This is a genomic window from Frankia gtarii, assembly GCF_025403375.1.
Lineage (GTDB): Bacteria > Actinomycetota > Actinomycetes > Frankiales > Frankiaceae > Frankia > Frankia gtarii.
In genome coordinates, this window is sequence record NZ_JAMPTM010000001.1 from 61217 (window position 1) to 82519 (window position 21303).

The following is a 21303-nucleotide window of genomic DNA, read 5'->3' on the forward strand; positions in this document are numbered from 1 at the left end:
TTCGCGATCCAGCCGGCGGCGGATCGTCGCCGGACGGGGTCACGCCGGGCGCCGGGCACGCGAGCACTCGCCCGGCGCGCCCGGCGCCCAGGCTCATGACCTGGAATCCACCACCGCCGCGGATGATCCCGCGATCTGGACGTCGGCGGGCTCGCCGGATGAGGCCGCGATATCGGTGGTGTCCGCGCTCGCGGCACTCCCGGAATCGGCCACGCTCGGCGCGCCGTCGACCGTCCCGGCCGCAGCAGCCCCGGCCGCAGCAGCCCCGGCGGAAACTGCAGCATCCGCCGCCGAGTCGATGCCGAGATAAGCCGCGGCGAGCGTGTCCGCGTCGACCTCGGAGGCGGGTCCGGTCCATCTGACGTGGCCGACGGTCAGGAAGGCGACGCGGTCGGCCAGAGCCAGCGCGTCGCGCGCCTTCTCCTCGGCGATCAGCAGGGCGGTCCCCCGCTCGTGTAGTTCGTTCAGGGCACCGAAGATCTTCTCGATGATCAGGGGTGCCAGCCCGAGGGAGGGTTCGTCGGCGACCAGCAGGTCGGGCGGCCGCACGAGGGCCGGCGCCAGCACAAGCATCTGCTGTTCGCCGCCGGACAGGGCGCCGGCGAGCTGCTTGCGGCGCTCCCCGAGGATCGGGAAGGCGGCGTAGGCGCCGTCGCGCTCGTCGGCGTCCGGCAGCCACAGGCTGAGGTTCTCCTCGATCGAGAGGTCCGGGAAGATGCCCCGGCCCTCCGGCGCGAGATAGACCCCACCGCGGCTTCGCCGGTGGGCGGGAGTTCTCGCGACCTCCTGTCCGACGATCCGCACACTGCCCGCCGACACCGGCAGCAGCCCGCCGACGACCGAGCACAGGGTGGACTTGCCAGCGCCGTTGCTGCCGAGCAGGGCGACCACTTCGCCCTTGCGCACGGTCAGGTCGATGCCGTGCAGAACCTCGAGCTGACCGTAGGCCGCCCGTACGCCGGTCAGCCTCAACGCGGCCGGCTGGTCGGCAGCCTCCTCCGGGCTCGGGCCCGTCCCAGCCGGGGCGGCGGGCCGGTCCTTCGCGACGGCAACGGCACCCCCGACGGCGCCGATCGCCGCCGGCTCGGATGCGCTGGACCCGGCAGACGCAGCGGACCCGGCAGACGCAGCGGCGGACACGTGTGCGGCCGACTTCGCCTCCCGACGCTCCCGACGCTGCCAACGCTGCTGCGAGATCAGCGACAGCAGCCCGTCCGGGTTGCGCGCCAGGTTGACCGCGCCGAGCCCGAACAGCAACTGCATGAAGTACGTGGTCCCCGGGACGTCGTTGAGGACCTGCGGCATCAGCGCGGAGAGCATCCCGGCCACGACGGCGCCGGCGGGGCGACGGACACTGATCGTGACGGTCGTCGCGAGCCAGACCATGCCGAGCAGCACGTCGAAGTCGGTGTTGGTCACCCGACCGCGGCTCGCCCCGAGCATCACGCCCCCGAACCCGGCGATGCCGGCGGAGACGACGAACACCATCAGTTTCATCCGCCCGGCCGCGATACCGCTGGTCATGGCGCCGGTCTCGGTCGAGCGGACGGCCAGGATCGCCCGGCCGGTGCTGGAGTTGCGCAGCGCGTGCACCAGCGCGATGGCGAGCCCGACCAGGACGAGCAGCAGCACGACCATCCAGCGCGGGTTGGCGGTGTCGAGCGGACCGAGGGACGGCGCCGGGATGGCCCACCCGGACGATCCGTTGGAGATGTCCGAGATCTGGAAGATCAGGTTCTGGCCAATGTAGGCGAGCGCCAGGGTGGACAGCGCCAGCGGAAGGCCCCCGAGCCGGCGGGTCGGCAGCGCGACGATGAAGCCGACCAGCGCCGACACCACCGTGCCGGCCAGCAGGGCCGGGAAGAACGGCACGCCGTGGGAGATCAGGATGCCGGCGGTGAAGGCGCCGGAGAGCACGAAGGCGGCCTGGGCCAGGCTCACCATCCCGCCGATGCCCGTCACCACAGTGAACGAGATCAGGATGATCGCGGTGGCGAGGCCCTGAGCCAGCAGTCCGGCATAGAAGTCGGTGGCGCCCCAGGCGGTGTAGGCAAGAAGCCCGACGGTCAGCAGACCCCACAGCACGCGCCGGTGCCACTGCGGCACTCCCGCCGCGTAGTCCCGGGGCGGCTTCTCCTCCAGCGTGGTGCCGGCGCGTCGTCCCCGGTCCGCCCCGAAGTAGATGAGCAGGATGAATAGGATGATGAAGGGCACGGCGGTGGGAAAGCCGACGATGTCGATCGTGACGTAGCCGGCGATGAGGTTCTGGACGACGCCGAGGGCGAGACCCCCGCCCATCGCGATCGGGATGGAGGCCATCCGGCCGAGGATCACGGCGGGGATGGAGATGAACAGCAGCGTGTTGTACGTCAGCGAGGTCAGGCCGAACATCGGCGCGAGCAGCACGCCGACGAGCGCCGCCAGCGTGCAGGACAGCACCCAGGAGACGGCCGAGGCCCGGTCGGGATTGACGCCGCGCAGCGCGGCCAGGCTCGGACGGCTCACCGACGCCCGCATCTCCAGACCGATCCGGGAGTGCCGAACCACGAACCACAGCAGCAGGGCCGAGAAGATCGCGGCACCCAGCATCGCAAGCTGATCGGTGTCGATGATCAGGCCGTTGCCGAGGTTGAAGTTGCTCTTCGGGCTGGGGGCGAGGCCCGGGATGCGGAAGACGTCCTCGATCTTCGGTAAGGTGAGGTCGGTGTTCGACCGCAGCATCTCCGTGATCCACAAGCAGAGCGCCGGCAGTGCGATGAGCAGGCCGAGCGCGGCCACCATCCGGGCCGCGATCGGCGCCTCGCGCAGATCGCGGAACAGGACGCGATGCAGCACCCAGCCGAGCAGCGGCGCGAACACCAGAATGGCGATGATCGCGCTGGGCACGATGGGCAGGCCCTGCCCGGTGTTGAGCTGGAAGTAGAGGTAGGCCGCGGCGAACGCGACACCGCCCTGGCCGAAGTTGAAGATGCCCGAGGTCTGGTGCGTCAGTGTCAGCCCGGACGCCAGAATGGCGTAGAGCGCGCCTGTCACCAGTCCGGCGATCACCAGGTTGACGAACTCGGTCACGTGATTCTCCTTGATGGTGTCCGCCGGCCCGGCGGCGCTACTGGACCCTGCGGAGCGTTCCGCAGCTCAGATCGCCGGCGACGTCGTATGTCGAGCCGTTCAGCGCCGTGGGCTCAACCCAGGTAGGCGTCGCGAACCGCCTGGTCCGCCCGGACCTCGGCCGGCGTGCCCTCCACGAGGACGGCGCCGAGGTTGAGGACGCAGATGCGGTCGCACAGCCGCATGACGAACTCGGCGTCGTGCTCGACCAGCAGCACGGCGCAGCCCTCGCCACGAAGGGACACGATCAGGTCGCCGAACCGGGCGGACTCGGCCTGGTCCAGGCCGGACGTCGGTTCATCGAGCAGCAGCAGTCGGGGCCGGTCGACGATCGCCCTGGCCAGCTCGACCACACGCTGAAGGCCGAGTGGCAGCGATCCCGCGGCGTCTGTGCGCACCGGCTCCAGGCCGCACCACGCCAGCACCTCCGCCGCCCGTTCCCGCCGGGCGCGCTCCAGAACGCGGCGCGTACGCAGCGCGGTGAGGTCCGCGAGCACACCGCCGCCACCGCCCCGCCACTCCAGCGCGGCGAGCACGTTGTCCTCGACCGAGAGCCAGTTGAACACCTGCGCCCGCTGGAAGGTGCGACGGATTCCGAGCCGGGCGCGCCCCGTCGGCGACACCCGGGTGATGTCCGTGCCGCCGAACCGGACGGAGCCGCCGCTGGCCGAGGTGACGCCGGAGACGATGTCGAACAGCGTCGTCTTGCCCGCACCGTTCGGACCGATCAGTCCACGGACCGACCCGGCGTCGAGATCCATACTGACGTCCGCGAGCGCGACCACCCCACCGAAATGCTTCTTGATCTGCGAGAGCCGCAGCAACGGCTCGGCGCCCCCGACGTCGGCAGGTTCGGTCACCGTCGCCGTGGCCGCACTGGACCCGGACATGCAGCCTCCCAGCACCAAAGTGGATCAATATGAATATTATATTCAAAATTTGCTTGATATGACAAGGCTCACAGGCCCAGCTCCGTGCCCGACCTGGGCCGACACTCGGGCGGACGGGGGGCGCGGTCCACATCCGAAGGATTATATTTTATCCGAAACTAGTTCCCAAATCCGGCCAGGAGGACAGATGCTCGGCCTCACGACGTCCCCGAGGGGCTGGACGGCCCCGCCCCGACCGCTCGGATGACCGCCCTTCCGTTGGCCGGCCTGCTCGTCGTCGGACTGGAGCAGGCTGTCGCGGCCCCGCTGGCGACGCGCCATCTGGCCGATCTGGGCGCCCGGGTCATCAAGGTCGAGCGGCCACGCGGCGGCGATTTCGCCCGTGACTACGACGACGCCTGGCACGACGCCCTCGGGGCACACTTCGCCTGGCTCAACCGAGCGAAGGAGTCGGTGACGCTGAACCTGCGCGACGCCCGGGGGGCGGGCGCGGCACAACGGCTCATCGCCCGGGCCGACGTCGTCATCCAGAACCTCGCACCGGGCGCGGCGGCCCGGCTGGGCCTCGACGCCGAGCGGCTCGTCGCCCGGTTCCCGAGCCTGGTGGCCGTCGACATCTCCGGCTACGGCGAGGACGGACCGCTGTCCCACAAGCGCGCCTACGACCTGCTCGTGCAGGCGGAGGTGGGATCGTGCGCGATCACCGGCCAGCCCGGCCGCCCGGCCAAGGCCGGCATCCCGGTCGCGGACATCGGTGCCGGGATGTACGCGCTGACGTCAGTGCTGGCGGCGCTGTACGCGCGGCGGGCCACCGGAGCCGGGTGCGCGCTGTCGGTGAGCCTCTTCGACGCGGCCGCCGAATGGATGGGGTATCCCCTCAACTTCACGATGGGCACCGGCACGGAGCAGGAGCCGAACGGGGTGAGCTCCCCCGCCGTCTCCCCCTACGGGGCCTACCCGACCGCCGACGACCAGACGGTCGTGCTGGGCACCACCAACGACGGCGAGTGGCAGCGACTGGCGACCAAGGTTCTCGGCCGTCCCGACCTGGCGGCCGACCCGACGCTGGCCGGCAACTACGACCGGGTCCGCGAACGACCCCGCCTCGACGCGGCGATCGGCGCGTGGACCAGCACCGTCTCTCTCTCCGAGGCCCAGGCCGCGCTCGACGGCGCCGGTCTCGGCAACGCCCGCCTCAACAGCGTCGGGGACGTCATCGGACACCCGCAGCTGGCCGCCCGCGACCGCTGGCGGGAGGTGGCCTCCCCGGCCGGGCCCGTCCGCGCGCTGCTCCCCCCGCCGACGAGCCCCGGCTGGGCGCCACGGATGGACCCGATCCCGGCGCTGGGGGAACACACCGACGCCGTCCTCACCGAGCTCGGTTACTCGCCCGCGCAGATCGCGGCCTGGCGCGCGGACGGGGCCTGCTGACACAGCGGGCGGCGCGGCGGAACGTCGACCCGCCCGACGGCGGGCGCCTGAGCCGTTCAACCCCGCGGAAGACCGAGAATCCGCTCGGCGATGACGTTGAGCTGGATCTCGACGGTGCCGCCGCCGATCAGCTGCGGCGGGACGGACAAATAGCTTTGGGTCCGCGTCCCGGCCGGGCCGTCCGCGACCGCCGCGGCCGGCCCGAACCAGCGCATCGTGCGCAGCCCGATCTCGGTCACCAGCGATCCCGCGGCGGTCTTGGCCACGCTGGACTCCGCCCCCGGTCGAAGCCCTGACAGGCTGCGCAGCGTCGACCGCAGCCCCATCGCGGCGAGGGCGTACGCCAGGGCGAAGATCGATCCCACCTCGCGCGTGACGTCCTGCGGCGCGGCGGCGAGCTCCACGGAGGCGGCCAGGTCGATCAGACCGGGCGGCACCTTCAGCATCCCGCTGATGCTGACCCGCTCGTTGCCCAGTGTCGTGCGGGCCAGCGCCCAGCCCTGGTTGACCTCGCCGACCAGCCGTCCGTCCGGGACGAAGACGTCGGTGAGGAACACCTCGTTGAACAGGTAGCCACCATTGGCCTCGCGCAGCGGCCGGATCTCGAGCCCGGGTGCGGCCATGTCGACGAGGAAATAGGAGATGCCCTTGTGCTTGGGCCGGTCCGGGTCGGTACGGGCCAGGCAGATGCCGTACTCCGCCTCGAGTGCGTTGGAGGTCCAGACCTTCTGGCCGTTCAGTCGCCAGCCACCCTCGACCTTCTCCGCCCGCGTCGACAGCGATGCCAGGTCCGAGCCCGCCCCCGGCTCGCTGAACAGCTGACACCACCGGATGTCGCCGCGCAGCGTCGCCGGGGCGAAGAACTCCTTCTGTTCCTCGCTGCCGTTGGCGAGGATGGTCGGCAGCGCCCAGTCCCCGATGGTCAGCCTGGGCTGCTCGACCCCGGCCTTCTCGTACTCCTGCGCGATGACGAGCTGCTCGACCGGGCTGGCGTCGATCCCGTAGGGCTTCGGGTAGTGCGGCACCACAAGACCCTCGGCGGCGAGCCGCTCGCGTCGGCCGCGCTCGTCCGGCACCGTGGCGACCTCGGCCAGCACGCCGGCGATCCGGGCCCGGAAGGCCGGGTCCTCCTCTGCCAGCTCGACCCGGAAGTCCCGGCTGCCGGTGCGGACGAGCTGGCCGAGTCGCCGCTGCCATCCGCTGGTCGGGCCGAGCAGGTTCTCCAGGGTCATCGCCCGGCGCCAGTAGAGGTGGGTGTCGTGTTCCCAGGTATAACCGATGCCGCCGAGCAGGGTGACGGTCTGCAGGCCGATCTCGGTCGCCGTCGGCAGGCACGTCACCGCCGCGGCGGCCGCAGCCAACGCGAGCTGCTCATCACCGTCCCCGACCGCCCGGGCGGCGTCCCAGGCAGCGGCCGACATCGCCTCGACGTCGATGAACATCCGCGCGCACTTGTGCTTGACGGCCTGAAACGAGCCGACCGTCCGGCCGAACTGCTCACGGACCTTGACGTAGTCGACGCCGGTGGTCACCAACCAGCGGGCCAACCCGACCGCCTCCGCGGCGAACAGCACGGCGGCCATGGCGCGGACCTGCTCGGTGGTGGCGGTGAGCACCTGGTCGACGGCGACGCCGACGGCGGTCAACGTCACCCTCCCGACCGCGCGGGTGTGATCGACCGGCGCCCCGGCGGCCGCCTCGACGCCGGCCCCGGGCTGCACGGCGAACCAGACCTGGCCACCGTCCTCCGTCGTCGCACCCAGAATCAGCAGCTCGGCACCCGGGGCGCCGAGCACCGGTCCGGTGGTGCCGTTGACCGTGTAGCCCCCGCCGGGCACCGAGGTCGCGACGAGACCGTCGGTGGTCACGGCCGTCGCGCCGATGCCACCGGCGGCCAGCGCAGGCAGGCTGCGCCCGCACAGCGCCTCGTCGCCGTGGCGCGCCAGCACCGCGCTGGTCAGCACGCTGGCCAGCAGCGGGCCGGGCAGCAGACCCCGGGCGGTCTCCTCGACCACCACGGCAAGCGCGATGAACCCGGACCCGGCCCCGCCGTATTCCGCCGGCAGGTGCAGCGACGTCAGTCCCTGCTCGACGAGCTGCGGCCAGTATCCGGGCGCCGTTCCCCGGGCCCAGTTCGCCAGGCCCGCCCGAACCTCGTCCGATGGGGCGTAGCGGGACACGAACCCCCGCACCGAGTCGCTCAGCGCGTGATGGTCCTCGTCAAGACCGATGGACACGTCTGCTGCTCCCTGTGGTTCACGGTCGAACGTAGCTCACCGTCAAACAATGATGATCATGGTCATGCCGGCGGAGGCGGAGGCGGCTCAGGAGCCGATCCCGAGTACCTTCCGCGCGTTCTCGTGCAGGAACCTGGACCAGACGTGATCGCGGAACGGCACGTCCTGCATCTCCTTCATGATCCGTTCAAGAGACAGGCCCATCGGGAAGTAGCCGCCATAGATGACTTTGTCCGCGCCGCGGGTGTTGGCGTAGTCAATGATCGCCTTCGGGTAGTGCTTGGGCGCGAAGGCGGACGTGGAGTAGTACAGGTTCGGCCACTTGAGCAGAAGCTTCACCGCGAGGTCGGTCCACGGCTCGCAGCCGTGGCGGGTCACGAACACCAGGTCGGGGAAGTCGAACATCACCTGGTCGATCAGTTCCACCCGCTGCGGCGCGAACGGCAGCCGCGGCCCCGGCACCCCGGCGCACACGAAGATCGGGATGCCGAGTTCCACGCACTTGGCGTAGATCGGATACATCTTCTCGCCGTTGATCGCGACCTGGGGAAAGGTGCCGGCGGGAAAGACGTCGGCCGCTCTGATCCCGAACTTCTCGTGGTCCTCGACCAACCGGCGCACCGACCCCATCACGTCAGAAGGGTCGGTGACCGAGCTTCCGGCCACGAAGCGGTCGGGGAAGGTCGCCAGCGCGCGCTGGGACGCCTCACCGCGGCACCCGATCAGCGCATACTCAATGTTGAACCGGTCCATCTCACGCAGCGTCACGCTCACCGGATCATCGGTGGGGAGATCGTGCGGAACACCCTTGAACATGTACTGCGCGGGGAACTCGAACGCCTTCGACTCGGAATCCTTGAGCTGACGCCGGATGAAGTCATACTGCGACGAGTCCGGCGAGGGGAACGAAATCATCGTGTCAACGACGGGCGTCCCCATCGGGAAAACCATTCTGTCTGCCCTCCGCCGTTCGTCAGGGAGCCGGCGCTCAGATCGTCGGCGCCGGCGACAGGTACTCCTGGCGGAGCCTGCCCTTGGCGGGCTTGCCGGTGGGCATGCGCGGCAGTTCGTCCCGGAAGTCCACCACCCGCGGTGACACGAGCTGGGGCGATGGTCAGCCGACCCGCTCGAAGATCGCGGCGATGCCCTGCCCGCCCCCGATGCACAGCGTCTCCAGTCCGTACCTGGCGTCCCGCCGCTGCATCTCCCGCAGCAGGGTCGCGAGAATCCGGCCGCCGGTCGCCGCGACCGGATGTCCCAGCGAGATCCCCGAGCCGTTGACGTTGAAGCGTTCCCAGTCCGAGCCGGCGAAGCCCCACTCCCGGGTGCAGGCGAGCACCTGTGCCGCGAACGCCTCGTTGAGTTCGATCAGATCCATGTCCGCCAGCTTCAGCCCGGCGCGTTTCAACGCCTTGTCGACCGCCGGCACCGGGCCGATGCCCATCCGGGCGGGTTCGACTCCGGCCACGGCCCAGCTCACCAGGCGGGCGAGGGGGCGCAGGCCGAGACGTTCCGCTTCGGCGGGGTGGGTGACGATGCAGGCCGACGCACCGTCGTTCTGACCACTGGCGTTTCCGGCGGTCACCGTCGACTGCGGGTCGGAGCGGCTCATGATCGGGCGCAACGCCGCGAGGGTGGCCAGGCTGGTGTCGGCCCGCGGATGCTCGTCGATGTCCACGGCGACGGCGCCCTTGCGGTGCGCAACCAGCACCGGAATGATCTCGTCGGCGAAACGCGCGGTCTGCTGGGCCGCCAGGGCCCGCTGATGCGAGCGGAAGGCGAGTTCGTCCTGCTCCGTACGGGAGATCCCGTACTCCCGTCGGAGGTTCTCCGCGGTCTCGATCATCCCCCCTGGGACGGGAAACCGTTCCCCGCCCGCGGTGACCCGGCCGCGGGCGAGGGAGTCGTGCAGCGTGAGCTCGCCGTTGTTCGGTCCCCACCGCAGGGTGGTCGAGTAGAAGGCGGCGTTGCTCATGCTCTCCGCGCCCCCGGCGACGACCACGTCCGCGACACCCGTCTGGACCTGCATCGCCGCCGTGACCACGGCCTGGACCCCGGAACCACACCTGCGGTCCAGCTGCAGACCCGGGACCTCGATCCCCAGACCAGCGTCGAGCGCGACCACCCGCCCCAGGGCCGGCGCGTCCATGCTCGGGTAGCACGAACCGAACAGGACGTCGTCGACATCCGGTCCCGTCAGGCCGGTACGGTCCAGCAGACCACGCACGACCGCCGCACCCAGGGCCTGCGCACTCATCGTCCGCAGAGCGCCGCCGTAGCGCCCGACCGCGGTCCGAACGGGCTCACAGATCACCGCTTCGCGCATGTTCCACTCCCCACCTTGCCGACATCACCTTGCCGACATCGCTCGGCGTCACCTTTCGTACGGGCGCTGCGACCGGCGATCAGGCCTTCGGACCCCCGGCCACGTAGATCACCTGCCCGGACACGTAACCCGCGCCCTCGCTGACGAGGAACGAGACCGTGTGCGCGATGTCCTCGGGCTGGCCGACGCGGGCCACCGGGATCTGCGCGGCCCGCGCCGTGACGTACTCGTCCCACTCGAGGCCCAGTCGGGCGGCGGTCTCCCTCGTCATGTCCGAGACGATGAAACCGGGCGCCACGGCGTTCGCGGTGATCCCGAACCGGCCGAGTTCGATCGCGATGGTCTTGGTGAAACCCTGCAGGCCGGCCTTGGCCGCGGCGTAGTTCGCCTGCCCCCGGTTACCCAGCGCCGAGGTGCTCGACAGGTTCACGACCCGGCCCCAGCCCGCGTCCACCATGTGCTTCTGCACCTGCTTCGTCATCAGGAACGCGCCGCGCAGGTGCACCGCCAGCACCGTTTCCCAGTCGGACCCGGTCATCCTGAACAGCAGGTTGTCCCGCGTCACCCCGGCGTTGTTGACCAGCACGGTGGGCGGGCCGAGCTCCTGGACCACCTGGTCGACCGCGGCCGACACCCGCGCCTCGTCGCTCACATCCACCCCGACAGCGACGGCTTCGCCGCCCGCGGCGACGATGGCCTCGGCGGTCGCCTTGGACGCGGACTCCTCGAGGTCCAGCAGGGCGACGCGCAGACCGTCGGCGGCCAGTCGGCGCGCGGTCGCGGCGCCGATTCCCCGGGCCGCCCCGGTCACGATCGCCACGCGACGGGGAGAGTCAGTCATCAGGGTCTCCTCCAGAGGACGAACTGAGCTGAGAGCTGGAGCTCCCAGGCCCGGGGCATCCCTGCTCTCGAACGCCTGGAAGCCAGATGCATAAAATATACATAACCGACGGTCTCGCGCCAGAGATCCACGGCTCCCTGTGGTTCCCGTCCCGGTGGCCTCGACCAGGTCCCGATCAGCCAGCCGGGCGGCTGAACCAGGGCTCCGCGACGCGACGGTCGGAGAAACGCCAGCCCTCGGGGGCGCGGGCGAAGGTGTCGAGGTACAGCAGCCCGGAGAAGAACACCGGGCTGTCCTCGCCCTGCGGCTCCATCGAGACGTGGCAGATGCTGCGGGCCGTCGCGGTGTCCCCGGCCAGCGTGATCGCGCTGGTGGCCACCTGGTGCTGGCTCATCTTCAGCGGCGACATCGCCCCGGCGATGTAGTCGAGAACGGACTTGCGGTCGCCGGCCGGGCCACCGGTGGCCGTGTAGTCGAGAGTGCCGTCCGAGGTGAAGAGCGCGACGGCGTCGTCGAAGCTTCGGGTGTCGATGGCGTGGCTGTACCGCGAGATGAGCTCCTGGATCTCCAGCCGGTCTGAAATCTGTTCGAGGGACAGCGTCATGACGATCCTTTCTCGAGGAGTGTGCGGGGCCGGCGCTCGCCGAGCGCGGCCGTCATGATGGGGGCCGCGCCGGTCAGACGAAGTCGTAGTCGTCAGCGTTCGGGGTCCGGGTCAGTCGCCAGTACTCGTGAAGATTGAACGGCCAGTTCTGGGCGATGCGGCCGCGCTCGTTGCGATACCAGGTATTCACCGTGGAGACGCCCCAGGCGCGCTGGTCGGTCGCCTCGTCCACACGCTTGTTGTAGTCGTCGTGGACCGTCTTCCTGACGTCCATCGCCTGCCGGTGGTGCTCGTGGAGAAGCCGCACGCACTCCGTGATGTAGCGCGTCCCGCATTCCGAGAAATAAGTGATGGAGCCGTTGACGACGATGTTGGTGTTCGGCCCGTACAGCAGGAAGAGATTGGGGAATCCGGGGACGGTCAGGCCGAGATACGCCCGGGCGTCGCCGTCCCAGGTCCCGTGCAGATCGGCGCCGCCGGGGCCGATCACGCGCATCGGCGTCAGGAACCTGGAAGCCTGGAAGCCGGTGCCATAGACGATCACGTCGTAGCCGAGGTCGCGGCCGTCCTCCATCCGGAGGCCGTCCCCCGTGATCTCGGCGATCGGGGCCGTCTCGAGGGTGACGTCCGGGCGCTGCAGGGTCCGGGCGTAGGACCCGTTGTCCACAATCATGCGCTTCGAGCCGAAGGGATACGTGGGCAGCACCTTCGCCCGCAGCTCGGGATCGGGGAACATCAGCTCGTAGTACCCGGCCAGCATCTGGCGCAGCGTGTCGTTCGCCGCGCTGACCGATCCGGAGGAGATGTCCCAGTCGGGGTCGACGACCGCCAGCGGCAGCATCCCCTCCTGGAGCCGGGCGAAGACGGCGAGCCGGTCCCACCGGGCGAACTCGGGTACGTGGCGCAGCAGCCACTCGAGGCTGACCGGCAGATCGTCCTGATAGTTCGCCACCGGAAGAAGCCATGCCGGCGTCCGCTGGTGGATGGTGAGGTGCCCGGCACGTTCCGCAAGCCAGGGGATGAACTGCACGGCGCTCGCACCGGTGCCGATCACGGCCACCCGCTTGCCGGTGAGATCGACGTCGTGATCCCACCGGGCCGAGTGGAACGACTGTCCGCGGAAGCTGTCGATTCCCGCGATGTTCGGCATGCTGGGCCGGTTGAGTTGGCCGACCGCGCTGACGACCGCGTTCGCCTCGACTGACCGCTCGACGCCGGCGCCGTCGCGGACCTTCAGGACCCAGATTCGCCGGCTGTCATCCCAGCGGGCCTCGAGTACCTCGGTCTGGAAGCTGATGGCGTCCCGGACGCCGAACTCCTCGACGCAGGTGCGGAAATAGTCGTGGAGGACGGGTTGCGGCGAATTGAACTGCGGCCAGTGACAACTCTGCGCGAAGGAGTAGCTGTAGAGGTGGTTCTGCACATCGACCCGGCAGCCGGGATAGTCGTTCTCCAGCCAGGTCCCGCCGACGTCGTCGTTCTTCTCGAAGACGTGGACCCGAGCGCCGGCCTGGGACAGCCGGTGTGCGGCGAGTATGCCGGACATGCCGGCGCCGATGACGGCGACGGTGAACGCACCGTCGGTCGCGGTCTCGTCGATGCGCCAGGTCGGCGCCCGTAGGTCGACGCCACCGAGGGCGAGCTCCTCCGCCAGCAGGGCCAGGTGGTCGTCGCCGACCGGGTGACCGGCGACGAACTCGACGAGCTGGCGCAGCCGGGTCTGGTCGGGGGCCGGCGCCGCCACGCAGCCGGCGTCACGGAAGCGGATGAGGGCCTCGGCGGCCAGCTTCCGGGCGAGTTCGAGCTGCGCGTCGGAGTAGCCGGCCTCCGGCGGTGCCGGCGCGTGCGTCACCTCGGGACGTAGATCCTCTCGTAACAGATCGTAGTCACCCGTGAGGTGCGCGACGGCGGCGAGGAGGGGGGCGACGAGCACGCCGTTCGTGGCGGCCCGGATGGTCTCGTCGTCATCGGTGATGGTCTGCCGGTCGAAGTCCAGCTGCATGGCTGGAAAGGGTGACATAACCTTGGACGCCCGTCCAGTAGATTCGGACAGGCGTCCAACTTGAGCGACGGGAGGCCCCGCAACGCCGGTCACGATGACCCCGCTCCCGCTACAGCGCGCTCAGGTGCGGAAGAAACTCCTCGGCATGGCGTTCGAGCGCCTCCAGGTACTCGGCGTGGCTGGCGTCCGGTCCGACCAGAGCCCCGGGAGTCAGGTAGGTCACGCCCATCTCGGCCAGCCGGCCCGCGTTGTCGATCTGCTGCCACTTGGAGGCCTTCTCCCCCTTCCAGTACGCGAAGCCGGTCGTCGAGAACGCGATGTCCAGTGGCTCGGTGCGTCCGATCCGCTCCGCGTGCGCACGGGCGTAGGCGATGCGGTCGGCGAAGTTCTCGAAGGAGGACAACGGCGCAAATCCACGCGCCCCCTGCGTGTACGGCGGCTCGGGGATCGGCGTCCAGCCCTGACCGAACTCGACCGCCCGGCGCACCGCACGCGGACTGTTGCCACCCACCCAGATCGGCGGATGCGGCTGTTGTACCGGCCGCGGCAGCGCCTGGTTGCCCGCCGCGGCGAACCCCTTGCCCACGAAGTCGAAGGGCTCACCGGTCCAGGCGGCCTTCATCGCCGGAAACGCCTCGTCCATGATCTCGTTGCGCTGGTCGAACGGGACTCCCAACGCGGCGAACTCCTCCACCTGGTAGCCGGTGCCGACACCGAAAATCAACCGGCCGCTGCTCACCACGTCGAGGCTCGCCACCAGCTTGGCGGTGACGAACGGGTTGCGGTACGCGAGGAGGACCAGGTTCGTCCACAACCGGACCCGACTCGTGACACCCGCCGCGACCGCGAGCTCCACGAACGGATCAAGATTGTGATAGCTGTGCTTCAGCGCCGGGATGTCGTACGCCGGATGCGGGACTGGGTGATCAAGCGCGTGCACCGCGTCATACCCGAGGCGCTCCGCCAGCGACGCGACATCAGCAATCCGCGCCGAGACAGCCCCCGGCTCCTCGCCGTCCAGCGGCCTGGTCCGCAGCGAAACCCCTACCCGCATCCGTCCTTCTCCTGCCTGGAAAGATCAAGGGCGACCACCGCCGGGTGACGCGCCGAGAGAAACCGGGCCTCAGCCGAAGACGACCAGGCCTCTGATGTTGCGGCCGGCGCGCATGTCGTCGTAGCCCTGCTGGACGTCGTCGAGCGGATACCGCCGCGTCACCATCTCGGCGAGCTGCAGCAGTCCCCGGCGGTAGAGGCTCAGCATCTGAGGGATGGCGACCGCGGGCGCATATTCGCCGTACAGCGAACCGCGCAGCTGCTTCTGCCAGGTGGTGAGCGTGCCCAGCGACATCGTCACCGTGGACTCGCGGTAAGGCGTGATCGCGGTGACGACCCCGATGCCGGCCTTGCGGACCAGAGCCAGCAGCGGGGCGATCATGTCGCCGTGCGCGACGCCGACGGTGAGGATCGCACTGTCGGCCATCACCCCGCGGGTCAGCTCGGCGACGAGCGGAACCGCCTGCGCCATGGAGGCGACGCCGTGGGTGGCCCCGAACACCTTCGCCTGGTCGAGCTTCCACGCCACCGGGTCGACCGCGACGATGTGCTGTGCTCCCGCAACCCGGGCACCCTGCACCGCGGCGGCGCCGATACCGCCGATGCCGACGACCACCACGGTGTCCCCGGGCCGGACCTCGGCGGTGTTGACGGCCGAGCCGAAGCCGGTGGTCACCCCACACCCCACGAGGGCCGCGAGGTCGAGCGGGAGGTCACGGTCGACCTTGATCGCCGACGACTCGTTGACGACGGTGTAGGGGCTGAACGTCCCCAGATTGGTCATGCGCCGCACGTCCCGACCCCGGGCGTGGGTGCGGGTCGTGCCGTCGAGCGGAAGGCCGCCCATCATCTGCGCGCCGACGTCGCACAGGTTGGCCCGGCCGCTCATGCACCACCGGCACCGACCGCAGGAGGAGATGAAGGCGAGCACGACGTGATCCCCGGGCGCCACGGAGGTGACGCCTGGTCCGATCTCCTCGACGACCCCCGCGCCTTCGTGCCCCCCGACCACCGGGAGCGCGTTCGGCGTGTCGCCGGTGACAGCATGGTCGTCGGAATGACACAGCCCGGAGGCGGCGAGCCGCACGCGGATTTCACCGCTCTTCGGCGGATCAAGCTCCACCTCCTCCACCGACCACGGCTTGCCGATCTCCCACGCGATTGCCGCTCGTGTCCGCACGCGGTCTCCCCTCTGCCGACCGGCCGGTGCCGAGCCGGGCGCGGTGCCCGGGGGCTCCCTTGCACCACCAGGTGTCTGGATAGATATTATAAATAATATATAACCTTACATCAACCGGGGCGGGGGCTTGCTGTGGCTGAAGAAGATAGTGGCCGGGCTGTGCCGGCGGGTCGTCAGCGGCGAGGTCGCCTGACCGCCGACCTGCCGCTCGACGGAATCACGGTGGTCGCGCTGGAGGCGGCCGTGGCCGCGCCGCTCGCGACGCGGCATATGGCCGATCTCGGCGCACGGGTGGTGAAGGTCGAACGGCGCGACGGTGGGGACTTCGCCCGAGCCTACGACGACAGTGTCCACGGGCTGGCGAGCCACTTCGTCTGGCTGAACCGGGGCAAGCAGTCGGTGACCCTCGATCTCAAGACCGACCGCGGTCGAGCGGTCCTCGCCGATCTCGTCGCGGGTGCCGACGTCTTCCTGCAGAACCTCGCGCCGGGGGCCGCGGCCCGCCTCGGATGTGCCTCCGCCGACCTTCGCGAACGCGACCCGCGCCTGATCACCGTGGACATGTCCGGTTACGGCGCGAGCGGTCCGTACCGTGACAAGCGCGCCTACGACATGCTCGTCCAGTGCGAGGCGGCGCTCGCCGCGGTGACCGGCCCGGCGCAGTCCCCGGCGAAGACGGGTGTGCCGGCCGCCGACATCGCGGCGGGCGTGTACGCCTTCTCGGCCGTCCTGGCCGCGCTCGTGCGCCGCGGCACGACCGGCGAGGGCGCCTCGATCGAGATCTCGATGTTCGAGGCGACGGCGGAGTGGATGGGCTATCAGCTTTACTACCTCCAGGGGACCGGACGCGCGCCCGGCCGTTCGGGCCTGTCCCACCCGAGCGTCGCCCCGTACGACTCCTACCCGACCGCGGACGAGCAGGAGGTGCTGATCGGTATCCAGAACGACCGGGAATGGCGGCGGTTCGCGGACGGCTTCCTCGGTCGTCCCGAGCTGGCCGACGACCCTGAATGGGCCACGAACGTGGCCCGGGTGCGCCATCGCCGGATCGTCGACGCGCTGGTCGCCGGCCGCACGGCGACGATGGCGGCCGACGACCTGGTCGCGCGACTCGACGACCTCGCCATCGCCTCCGCCCGGCTGAACAGCGTGGCGAACCTGCTGGACCACCCACAGCTCGCCGCCCGCGACCGGTGGCGAACGGTCACCACACCTGGCGGCGAGATACGCGCCCTGCTGCCACCCTTCACCTTCGCGGGGCTCGAGCTGCCGACCGGTCCGGTCCCAGCTCTCGGCGAGCACACCGAAGACGTCCTGCGTGCTCTCGGCTACCCACCGGAAAGGATCACTGAACTCCAGGCCGCCGGCGTGGTGTGAACGCCTGAACTCAGGCGAACCCTCGACCAATCGGTATGCCGATCGATCGGCGCAGGTCAGGGGCGGCGCAGGTCAGGGGCGGCGGATCGACCCGACATCGGGCCCGGAGTGCGAACCATGCGGGCGGCCGGCGGGGAGGGGCCGCGCTCGCGGATGACAGCTGGGCCGAGCCCAGCTACCATATAGGATATTTTATTCAACGTCCGCCAGTCATGTTCGACTCTCCGTGAGCGAGGAACAGCCGTGGTCGTATCCGAGGCGATCTATTGGGACCCGTTCGACACCGACATCGACGCCAACCCGTACGAGACGTGGCGACGGATGCGGGACGAGACGCCGGTCTACCGCAACGACCGGTACGACTTCTGGGCGCTGAGCAGGCATGCGGATGTCCTCGCGGCGCACCGGGACCCCCAGACCTACCTGTCGGGCCAGGGCACCGTGCTGGAGCTCATGGGAGCCGACATGAGCGGCACCGGGCAGATCATCTTCATGGACCCTCCGCAGCACGACAAGCTGCGCGTCCTGGTTTCCAAGGCGTTCACCCGGGGCCGGGTGGCGCAGCTGGAGGCGCGGATCAGGCAGTTCTGCCGAGACCTGCTCGATCCTCAGCTCGGCAACCAGCGTTTCGACTATGTCGCCGATTTCGGGGCGCAGTTACCCTCGCTGGTCATCTCCTCGCTGCTCGGGGTCTCGAATCAGGATCGTCCCCGGATACTCGAACTGATCAATACCATCTTTCACATCGAGCCAGACGTCGGGATGATCAATGACACCTCCTTCGGGGCCCAGCTCGCGCTGCACGAGTACCTCACCGGCGAGCTCGCCGAGCGGCGCCGGTCGCCCCAGGACGATCTGCTCACCGCACTGACCGAGGTGGAGCTGACCGACGACGGCAGGACCCGGCGACTCACCGACAAAGAAGCCGCCGACTTCGCCAACCTCCTGGTCAGCGCCGGTACCGAGACGGTGGCGCGGCTGCTCGGCTGGGCCTCGGTCATCCTGCCCGCCCACCCGGACCAGCAGGCCGCGCTGGTGGCCGATCCCCGCCTGATTCCGGCGGCGGTCGAGGAACTGCTGCGCTACGAAGCGCCCTCGCCGGTGCAGGGCCGCACCACCTCCCGCCCGGTCGAGCTGCACGGAGAGACGATCCCGGCCGGCGCGAAGGTGCTACTCCTCACCGGCGCCGCGGGCCGCGATGACCGCGTCTTCGATCATGCCGACCAGTTCGACATTCATCGGCGGCCCGAACAGCACGTCTCGTTCGGTTTCGGTGTTCATTTCTGCCTGGGGGCGGCCCTGGCCCGGCTGGAAGGCCGCATCGCGCTCGAGGAGACCCTGGCCCGATTTCCGCGGTGGCAGGTGGACCAGGCCGAAGCTGTTCGCCTGCACACCAGCACGGTCCGTGGATACAAATCGGTGCCGATCTCCTTCTGACCCGCTGACCCGCTGACCCGCGAGCGGCGACCGTCCGTCGGCGGCGGCGGCGGCGACTCACCCCGCCGCTTCGGCGGTCCGGTTCACGGCCCACTGTGGACTGTGGAATCCGGCGAAATGGAACTCGCCGTCCCGGAGCTGTTTCATGAACATGAAGTCGCCCTTGTAGCCCCGGTGGTCCCGCTCGCCGAACTCGATATAGGTGCGCGGTCCACCGAGAGTGGAGGGTATCATCTTGATGCGTTCCAACCCAGCGGCCATGCCCTCGCCGGTGAGGATCGGAGCGTTCACGACGGCCTCGACCGCGGCGCGGCCCTGGTCGTACAGCAGAGCGATCATGGTGTCGTTCCGGCGATAGCCGAATCGCTTTTCGTGACGGTCCAGCAACGCGACCCAGTTGAGGTTCTTGGGCAGGTCCTCGTGATCGCCGATCGACTGCTCGATCCCGATCCAGCCGTCGAGCGCGACCTTCCATTCCGGTGAGGTCAGCGCCCACATGATCGCCGCGTTCATAATTTTGGGAGGATGCCAGCCGATCCGCGTCAGGGCGGGATTGAACTGCGAGCTGTTCCAGCCGAACCCGCAGTACACGAGGGCGTCGGGCCTCAGGTCGTCACGGAAGTGGCGCAGCACGGTGTCGACCTCGTCGGCGGTCGGCTCCTGGTCGAAGTAGTGTTCCGTGAGGATGTCGATCCCGTACAGGCGAGCCTGCTCCTGAAAGAACCGGTGGTACTCGGAGTCACCGGGAGAACGTTCGCCGGTGAGCACCACCCGGCGCAGGCCGTGATCGGCGAGGTAGGAGGCCATGATGGCGGCCTCCTCCCCGTGCCCGCCGTTCGCCAGGGAGAAACAGTAGTCGCCGACGAACCGGGTGGTTCCCGCCATCGTGATGAGCGGCACCTTCGCCGCGTTGATGGTGTCTCGAAGAACAAGCGCATTGTCGGTCACACCGGTCGACAGAACAAGCACACAGCCGCGTTCCACTAGATCCAGATAGGCCGCGATCACATTGTTCGGCTGCCCGGTCGGCAGACCGACGACATGGCTTGCCAGCAACTCGACGGGGCGCCGCATGCGGCCTTCAGCTAATGCGTCCTCAATGGCAAGGATGATGGGGTCAAGGTATTCGCCCAGCGCTTTCCCGGCCGGCATGTCGGAGAGGAAGCCGATACGGGTCGGGGTGAAACCGTCGCCCACGGCAGCGCGCTCGATGGTGCCTGCCGGCCCGATGAGGATGCGCTCCTCGAGGACACTCGTCATCGCTACGGAGCGGTGTGAAGTTCTCTGGAGATCACGAGCACTATGGACGGTGCATTCAGCTTCGGCAGTCGAGTATCCCATGTTCTCCGACCCATTCTGGACTGATCGACATAATTTCCACGGAGCGGCGGCGCCGCGGCACACCCAGTAGTCGTCACCGCGCTGCCGCGGCCCGAACCTTCATGAGACCACCGGGAGCGGCACTCCGCACCGGTTCGCCGTGCGCAACAGCGATCGCCAGCCCAACCGACCCCGGCGGGGGCGCCCCGCCTGGCGGCTTACCCGGCACTACCGACAGGCCGTGAGATAACTTGGATATAGTATCCGATCTGCGATGCGCCGGGGGTGCGGAGACGCCGGAGCTGCGGTCGGGGGTTTCCGCTCAGAAGCCGATGAGCGCCTTCGCGTTCTCGCCCATCACGAGCCTGATCTCGTCGTCGGTCAGCCCAGCGGCCTCGAGGTCCTTGGTGAAGGACAGCGGGTCGACGAGCCCCTCCGTGTGCGGCCAGTCCGAACCCAGCATCATCCGGTCGGGCCCGATCATCGACTTCAGTTCGGACAGGTCGTTCTCGTGGAAGGGCGAGACCCAGACATGCCGACGGAACGTTTCCCGCGGATCCTCGTCCCACAGCTGCGGGTTCTGAACGAACGACTTCTTCAGCGACTTGAACAGGGGGGTGACCCAGTCCGACCCTGTCTCGATCGCGGCGAACCGCAGGTTCGGGTTCCTCCTGATGACGCCCTGGGACAGCAGCGCCGCAAAGGTGTCCGCGACCGCGCTGGACGACAGCAGGCCACGAAGGGCGGAGCTACGGAACGCCTCCGTCTCCCCGCTCTCACTCCACCAGCTGATCAGCTCCGCGTAGACGTCGTCTCCCCCGTGATACGCGCACACCACGCCTGCCTCGCTGGCGAGCGCCCAGAAGTCATCGAACATCCGGTCAGCCGGCGACTTCAGCCCACGCTCGGTCAGCACCGCGCATCACCAGAATGTGAACATCGTGGTCCAGCGCCCACCGCAGCTCCCGGACGGCCTCGGCCGGGTCCGACAGAGTCATGTACGGCGCGGCAAAGATCTTGTTCTGGTAGGCGAAGCCCCAGTCCTCGTCCAGCCATCGGTTGAACGCCCGGAAGGCCGCCCGCCCGGCTGGCAGATCGTCCCGAAGGGCACGCTCCATCCCCACACCGAGCGTGGGAAAGAAGAAGGCCCCGTCGAGGCCCAGGTCATCCATCACCCGTAGCCGCGCGTCCCGGTTTCGATACTCCGGCCGCGGTGGCTCGAGCTCGCCGAAGAGCTGGACCACCGGACCACCTACATTGCCACGGAAGTACTGCTCGAGCACTCCTGGCGCGGCCAGCTGGGAGAATGTCGGGTTCGGCAGAAAGCGGTTGACCTTCCCGCCTACCAGCAACCGGGTCTTTCCCGCTACCTCAGCCCACTGCATGCACCGCTTGGCGAACGCGGGCTCGATGTGGCGCGTGAAGGCGTCCAGCGCCTCGTAGTAATGGTTGTCGGCATCAAAAGCCCGCCGCCCGTCGACCGCCATACCAGCATCT

Annotated in this window: 16 protein-coding genes; 3 read left to right on the forward strand and 13 right to left on the reverse strand. The window is 69.3% G+C overall.

The genetic code is table 11. The features are described from left to right. Positions 1 to 93: 93 nt before the first annotated feature. Both NBZ83_RS00280 and NBZ83_RS00285 read right to left on the reverse strand, forming a co-directional pair. Entirely contained in the window at positions 94 to 3069 is a 2976-nt protein-coding gene (locus tag NBZ83_RS00280) for an ABC transporter permease subunit (RefSeq protein WP_261566023.1), read from the reverse strand. A 113-nt stretch (positions 3070 to 3182) separates the two neighbouring features. Further along, positions 3183 to 3998, reverse strand: a complete 816-nt coding sequence (locus NBZ83_RS00285; RefSeq protein ID WP_261566024.1) for an ABC transporter ATP-binding protein — start codon at positions 3996 to 3998, stop codon at positions 3183 to 3185. 243 nt (positions 3999 to 4241) lie between these two features. On the opposite strand from NBZ83_RS00285, the gene NBZ83_RS00290 reads away from it, so the two are divergent. After that, a complete protein-coding gene (locus NBZ83_RS00290; protein ID WP_261566025.1) occupies positions 4242 to 5429 on the forward strand; it encodes a CaiB/BaiF CoA transferase family protein in 1188 nt (395 codons plus the stop codon). Positions 5430 to 5485: 56 nt separating this feature from the next. Here the strand turns inward: NBZ83_RS00290 and NBZ83_RS00295 are convergent, their stop codons facing one another. From NBZ83_RS00295 to NBZ83_RS00330, 8 genes are all read right to left on the reverse strand, one after another. Next, positions 5486 to 7666, reverse strand: coding sequence for an acyl-CoA dehydrogenase family protein (locus tag NBZ83_RS00295; protein WP_261566026.1), 2181 nt, complete (start codon positions 7664 to 7666; stop codon positions 5486 to 5488). A gap of 87 nt (positions 7667 to 7753) precedes the next feature. After that, entirely contained in the window at positions 7754 to 8605 is an 852-nt protein-coding gene (locus NBZ83_RS00300; protein WP_261566027.1) for an amidohydrolase family protein, read from the reverse strand. A gap of 175 nt (positions 8606 to 8780) precedes the next feature. Then, entirely contained in the window at positions 8781 to 9992 is a 1212-nt protein-coding gene (locus NBZ83_RS00305) for an acetyl-CoA C-acetyltransferase (protein WP_261566028.1), read from the reverse strand. A gap of 79 nt (positions 9993 to 10071) precedes the next feature. Beyond that, a complete protein-coding gene (fabG, locus tag NBZ83_RS00310; protein ID WP_261566029.1) occupies positions 10072 to 10833 on the reverse strand; it encodes a 3-oxoacyl-ACP reductase FabG in 762 nt (253 codons plus the stop codon). A gap of 175 nt (positions 10834 to 11008) precedes the next feature. Continuing rightward, on the reverse strand, positions 11009 to 11437 hold the full coding sequence (locus NBZ83_RS00315; RefSeq protein ID WP_261566030.1) for a nuclear transport factor 2 family protein: 429 nt from the start codon (positions 11435 to 11437) through the stop codon (positions 11009 to 11011). A 73-nt stretch (positions 11438 to 11510) separates the two neighbouring features. Next, positions 11511 to 13439 (reverse strand): flavin-containing monooxygenase, encoded by a 1929-nt coding sequence (locus tag NBZ83_RS00320; protein ID WP_261566031.1) that lies wholly within the window; start codon positions 13437 to 13439, stop codon positions 11511 to 11513. A gap of 109 nt (positions 13440 to 13548) precedes the next feature. Further along, the gene (locus tag NBZ83_RS00325) at positions 13549 to 14493 is read right to left on the reverse strand and encodes a TIGR03619 family F420-dependent LLM class oxidoreductase (RefSeq protein ID WP_261566032.1); all 945 of its coding nucleotides are present in this window, start codon (positions 14491 to 14493) and stop codon (positions 13549 to 13551) included. A gap of 69 nt (positions 14494 to 14562) precedes the next feature. Continuing rightward, on the reverse strand, positions 14563 to 15672 hold the full coding sequence (locus NBZ83_RS00330; protein WP_261566033.1) for an NDMA-dependent alcohol dehydrogenase: 1110 nt from the start codon (positions 15670 to 15672) through the stop codon (positions 14563 to 14565). A 159-nt stretch (positions 15673 to 15831) separates the two neighbouring features. On the opposite strand from NBZ83_RS00330, the gene NBZ83_RS00335 reads away from it, so the two are divergent. Together NBZ83_RS00335 and NBZ83_RS00340 are read left to right on the forward strand one after the other, a co-directional pair. Beyond that, positions 15832 to 17049 carry a CaiB/BaiF CoA transferase family protein gene (locus tag NBZ83_RS00335; RefSeq protein WP_261566034.1) on the forward strand — a complete coding sequence of 406 codons (1218 nt, stop codon included), beginning with the start codon at positions 15832 to 15834 and terminating at the stop codon, positions 17047 to 17049. Between the two features lie 243 nt (positions 17050 to 17292). Next, positions 17293 to 18486 carry a cytochrome P450 gene (locus NBZ83_RS00340; RefSeq protein ID WP_261566035.1) on the forward strand — a complete coding sequence of 398 codons (1194 nt, stop codon included), beginning with the start codon at positions 17293 to 17295 and terminating at the stop codon, positions 18484 to 18486. Positions 18487 to 18543: 57 nt separating this feature from the next. Here NBZ83_RS00340 and NBZ83_RS00345 read toward each other — a convergent pair whose 3' ends face one another. The 3 genes from NBZ83_RS00345 to NBZ83_RS00355 form a co-directional block, all read right to left on the reverse strand. Then, positions 18544 to 19746, reverse strand: a complete 1203-nt coding sequence (locus NBZ83_RS00345) for an ABC transporter substrate-binding protein (RefSeq protein WP_261566036.1) — start codon at positions 19744 to 19746, stop codon at positions 18544 to 18546. Between the two features lie 382 nt (positions 19747 to 20128). Beyond that, positions 20129 to 20722, reverse strand: coding sequence for an amidohydrolase family protein (locus NBZ83_RS00350; RefSeq protein WP_261574106.1), 594 nt, complete (start codon positions 20720 to 20722; stop codon positions 20129 to 20131). Next, a complete protein-coding gene (locus tag NBZ83_RS00355) occupies positions 20688 to 21293 on the reverse strand; it encodes an amidohydrolase family protein (RefSeq protein ID WP_261574107.1) in 606 nt (201 codons plus the stop codon). Before NBZ83_RS00355 ends, NBZ83_RS00350 begins: the two co-directional genes overlap by 35 nt. Between the last annotated feature and the right edge of the window lie 10 nt (positions 21294 to 21303).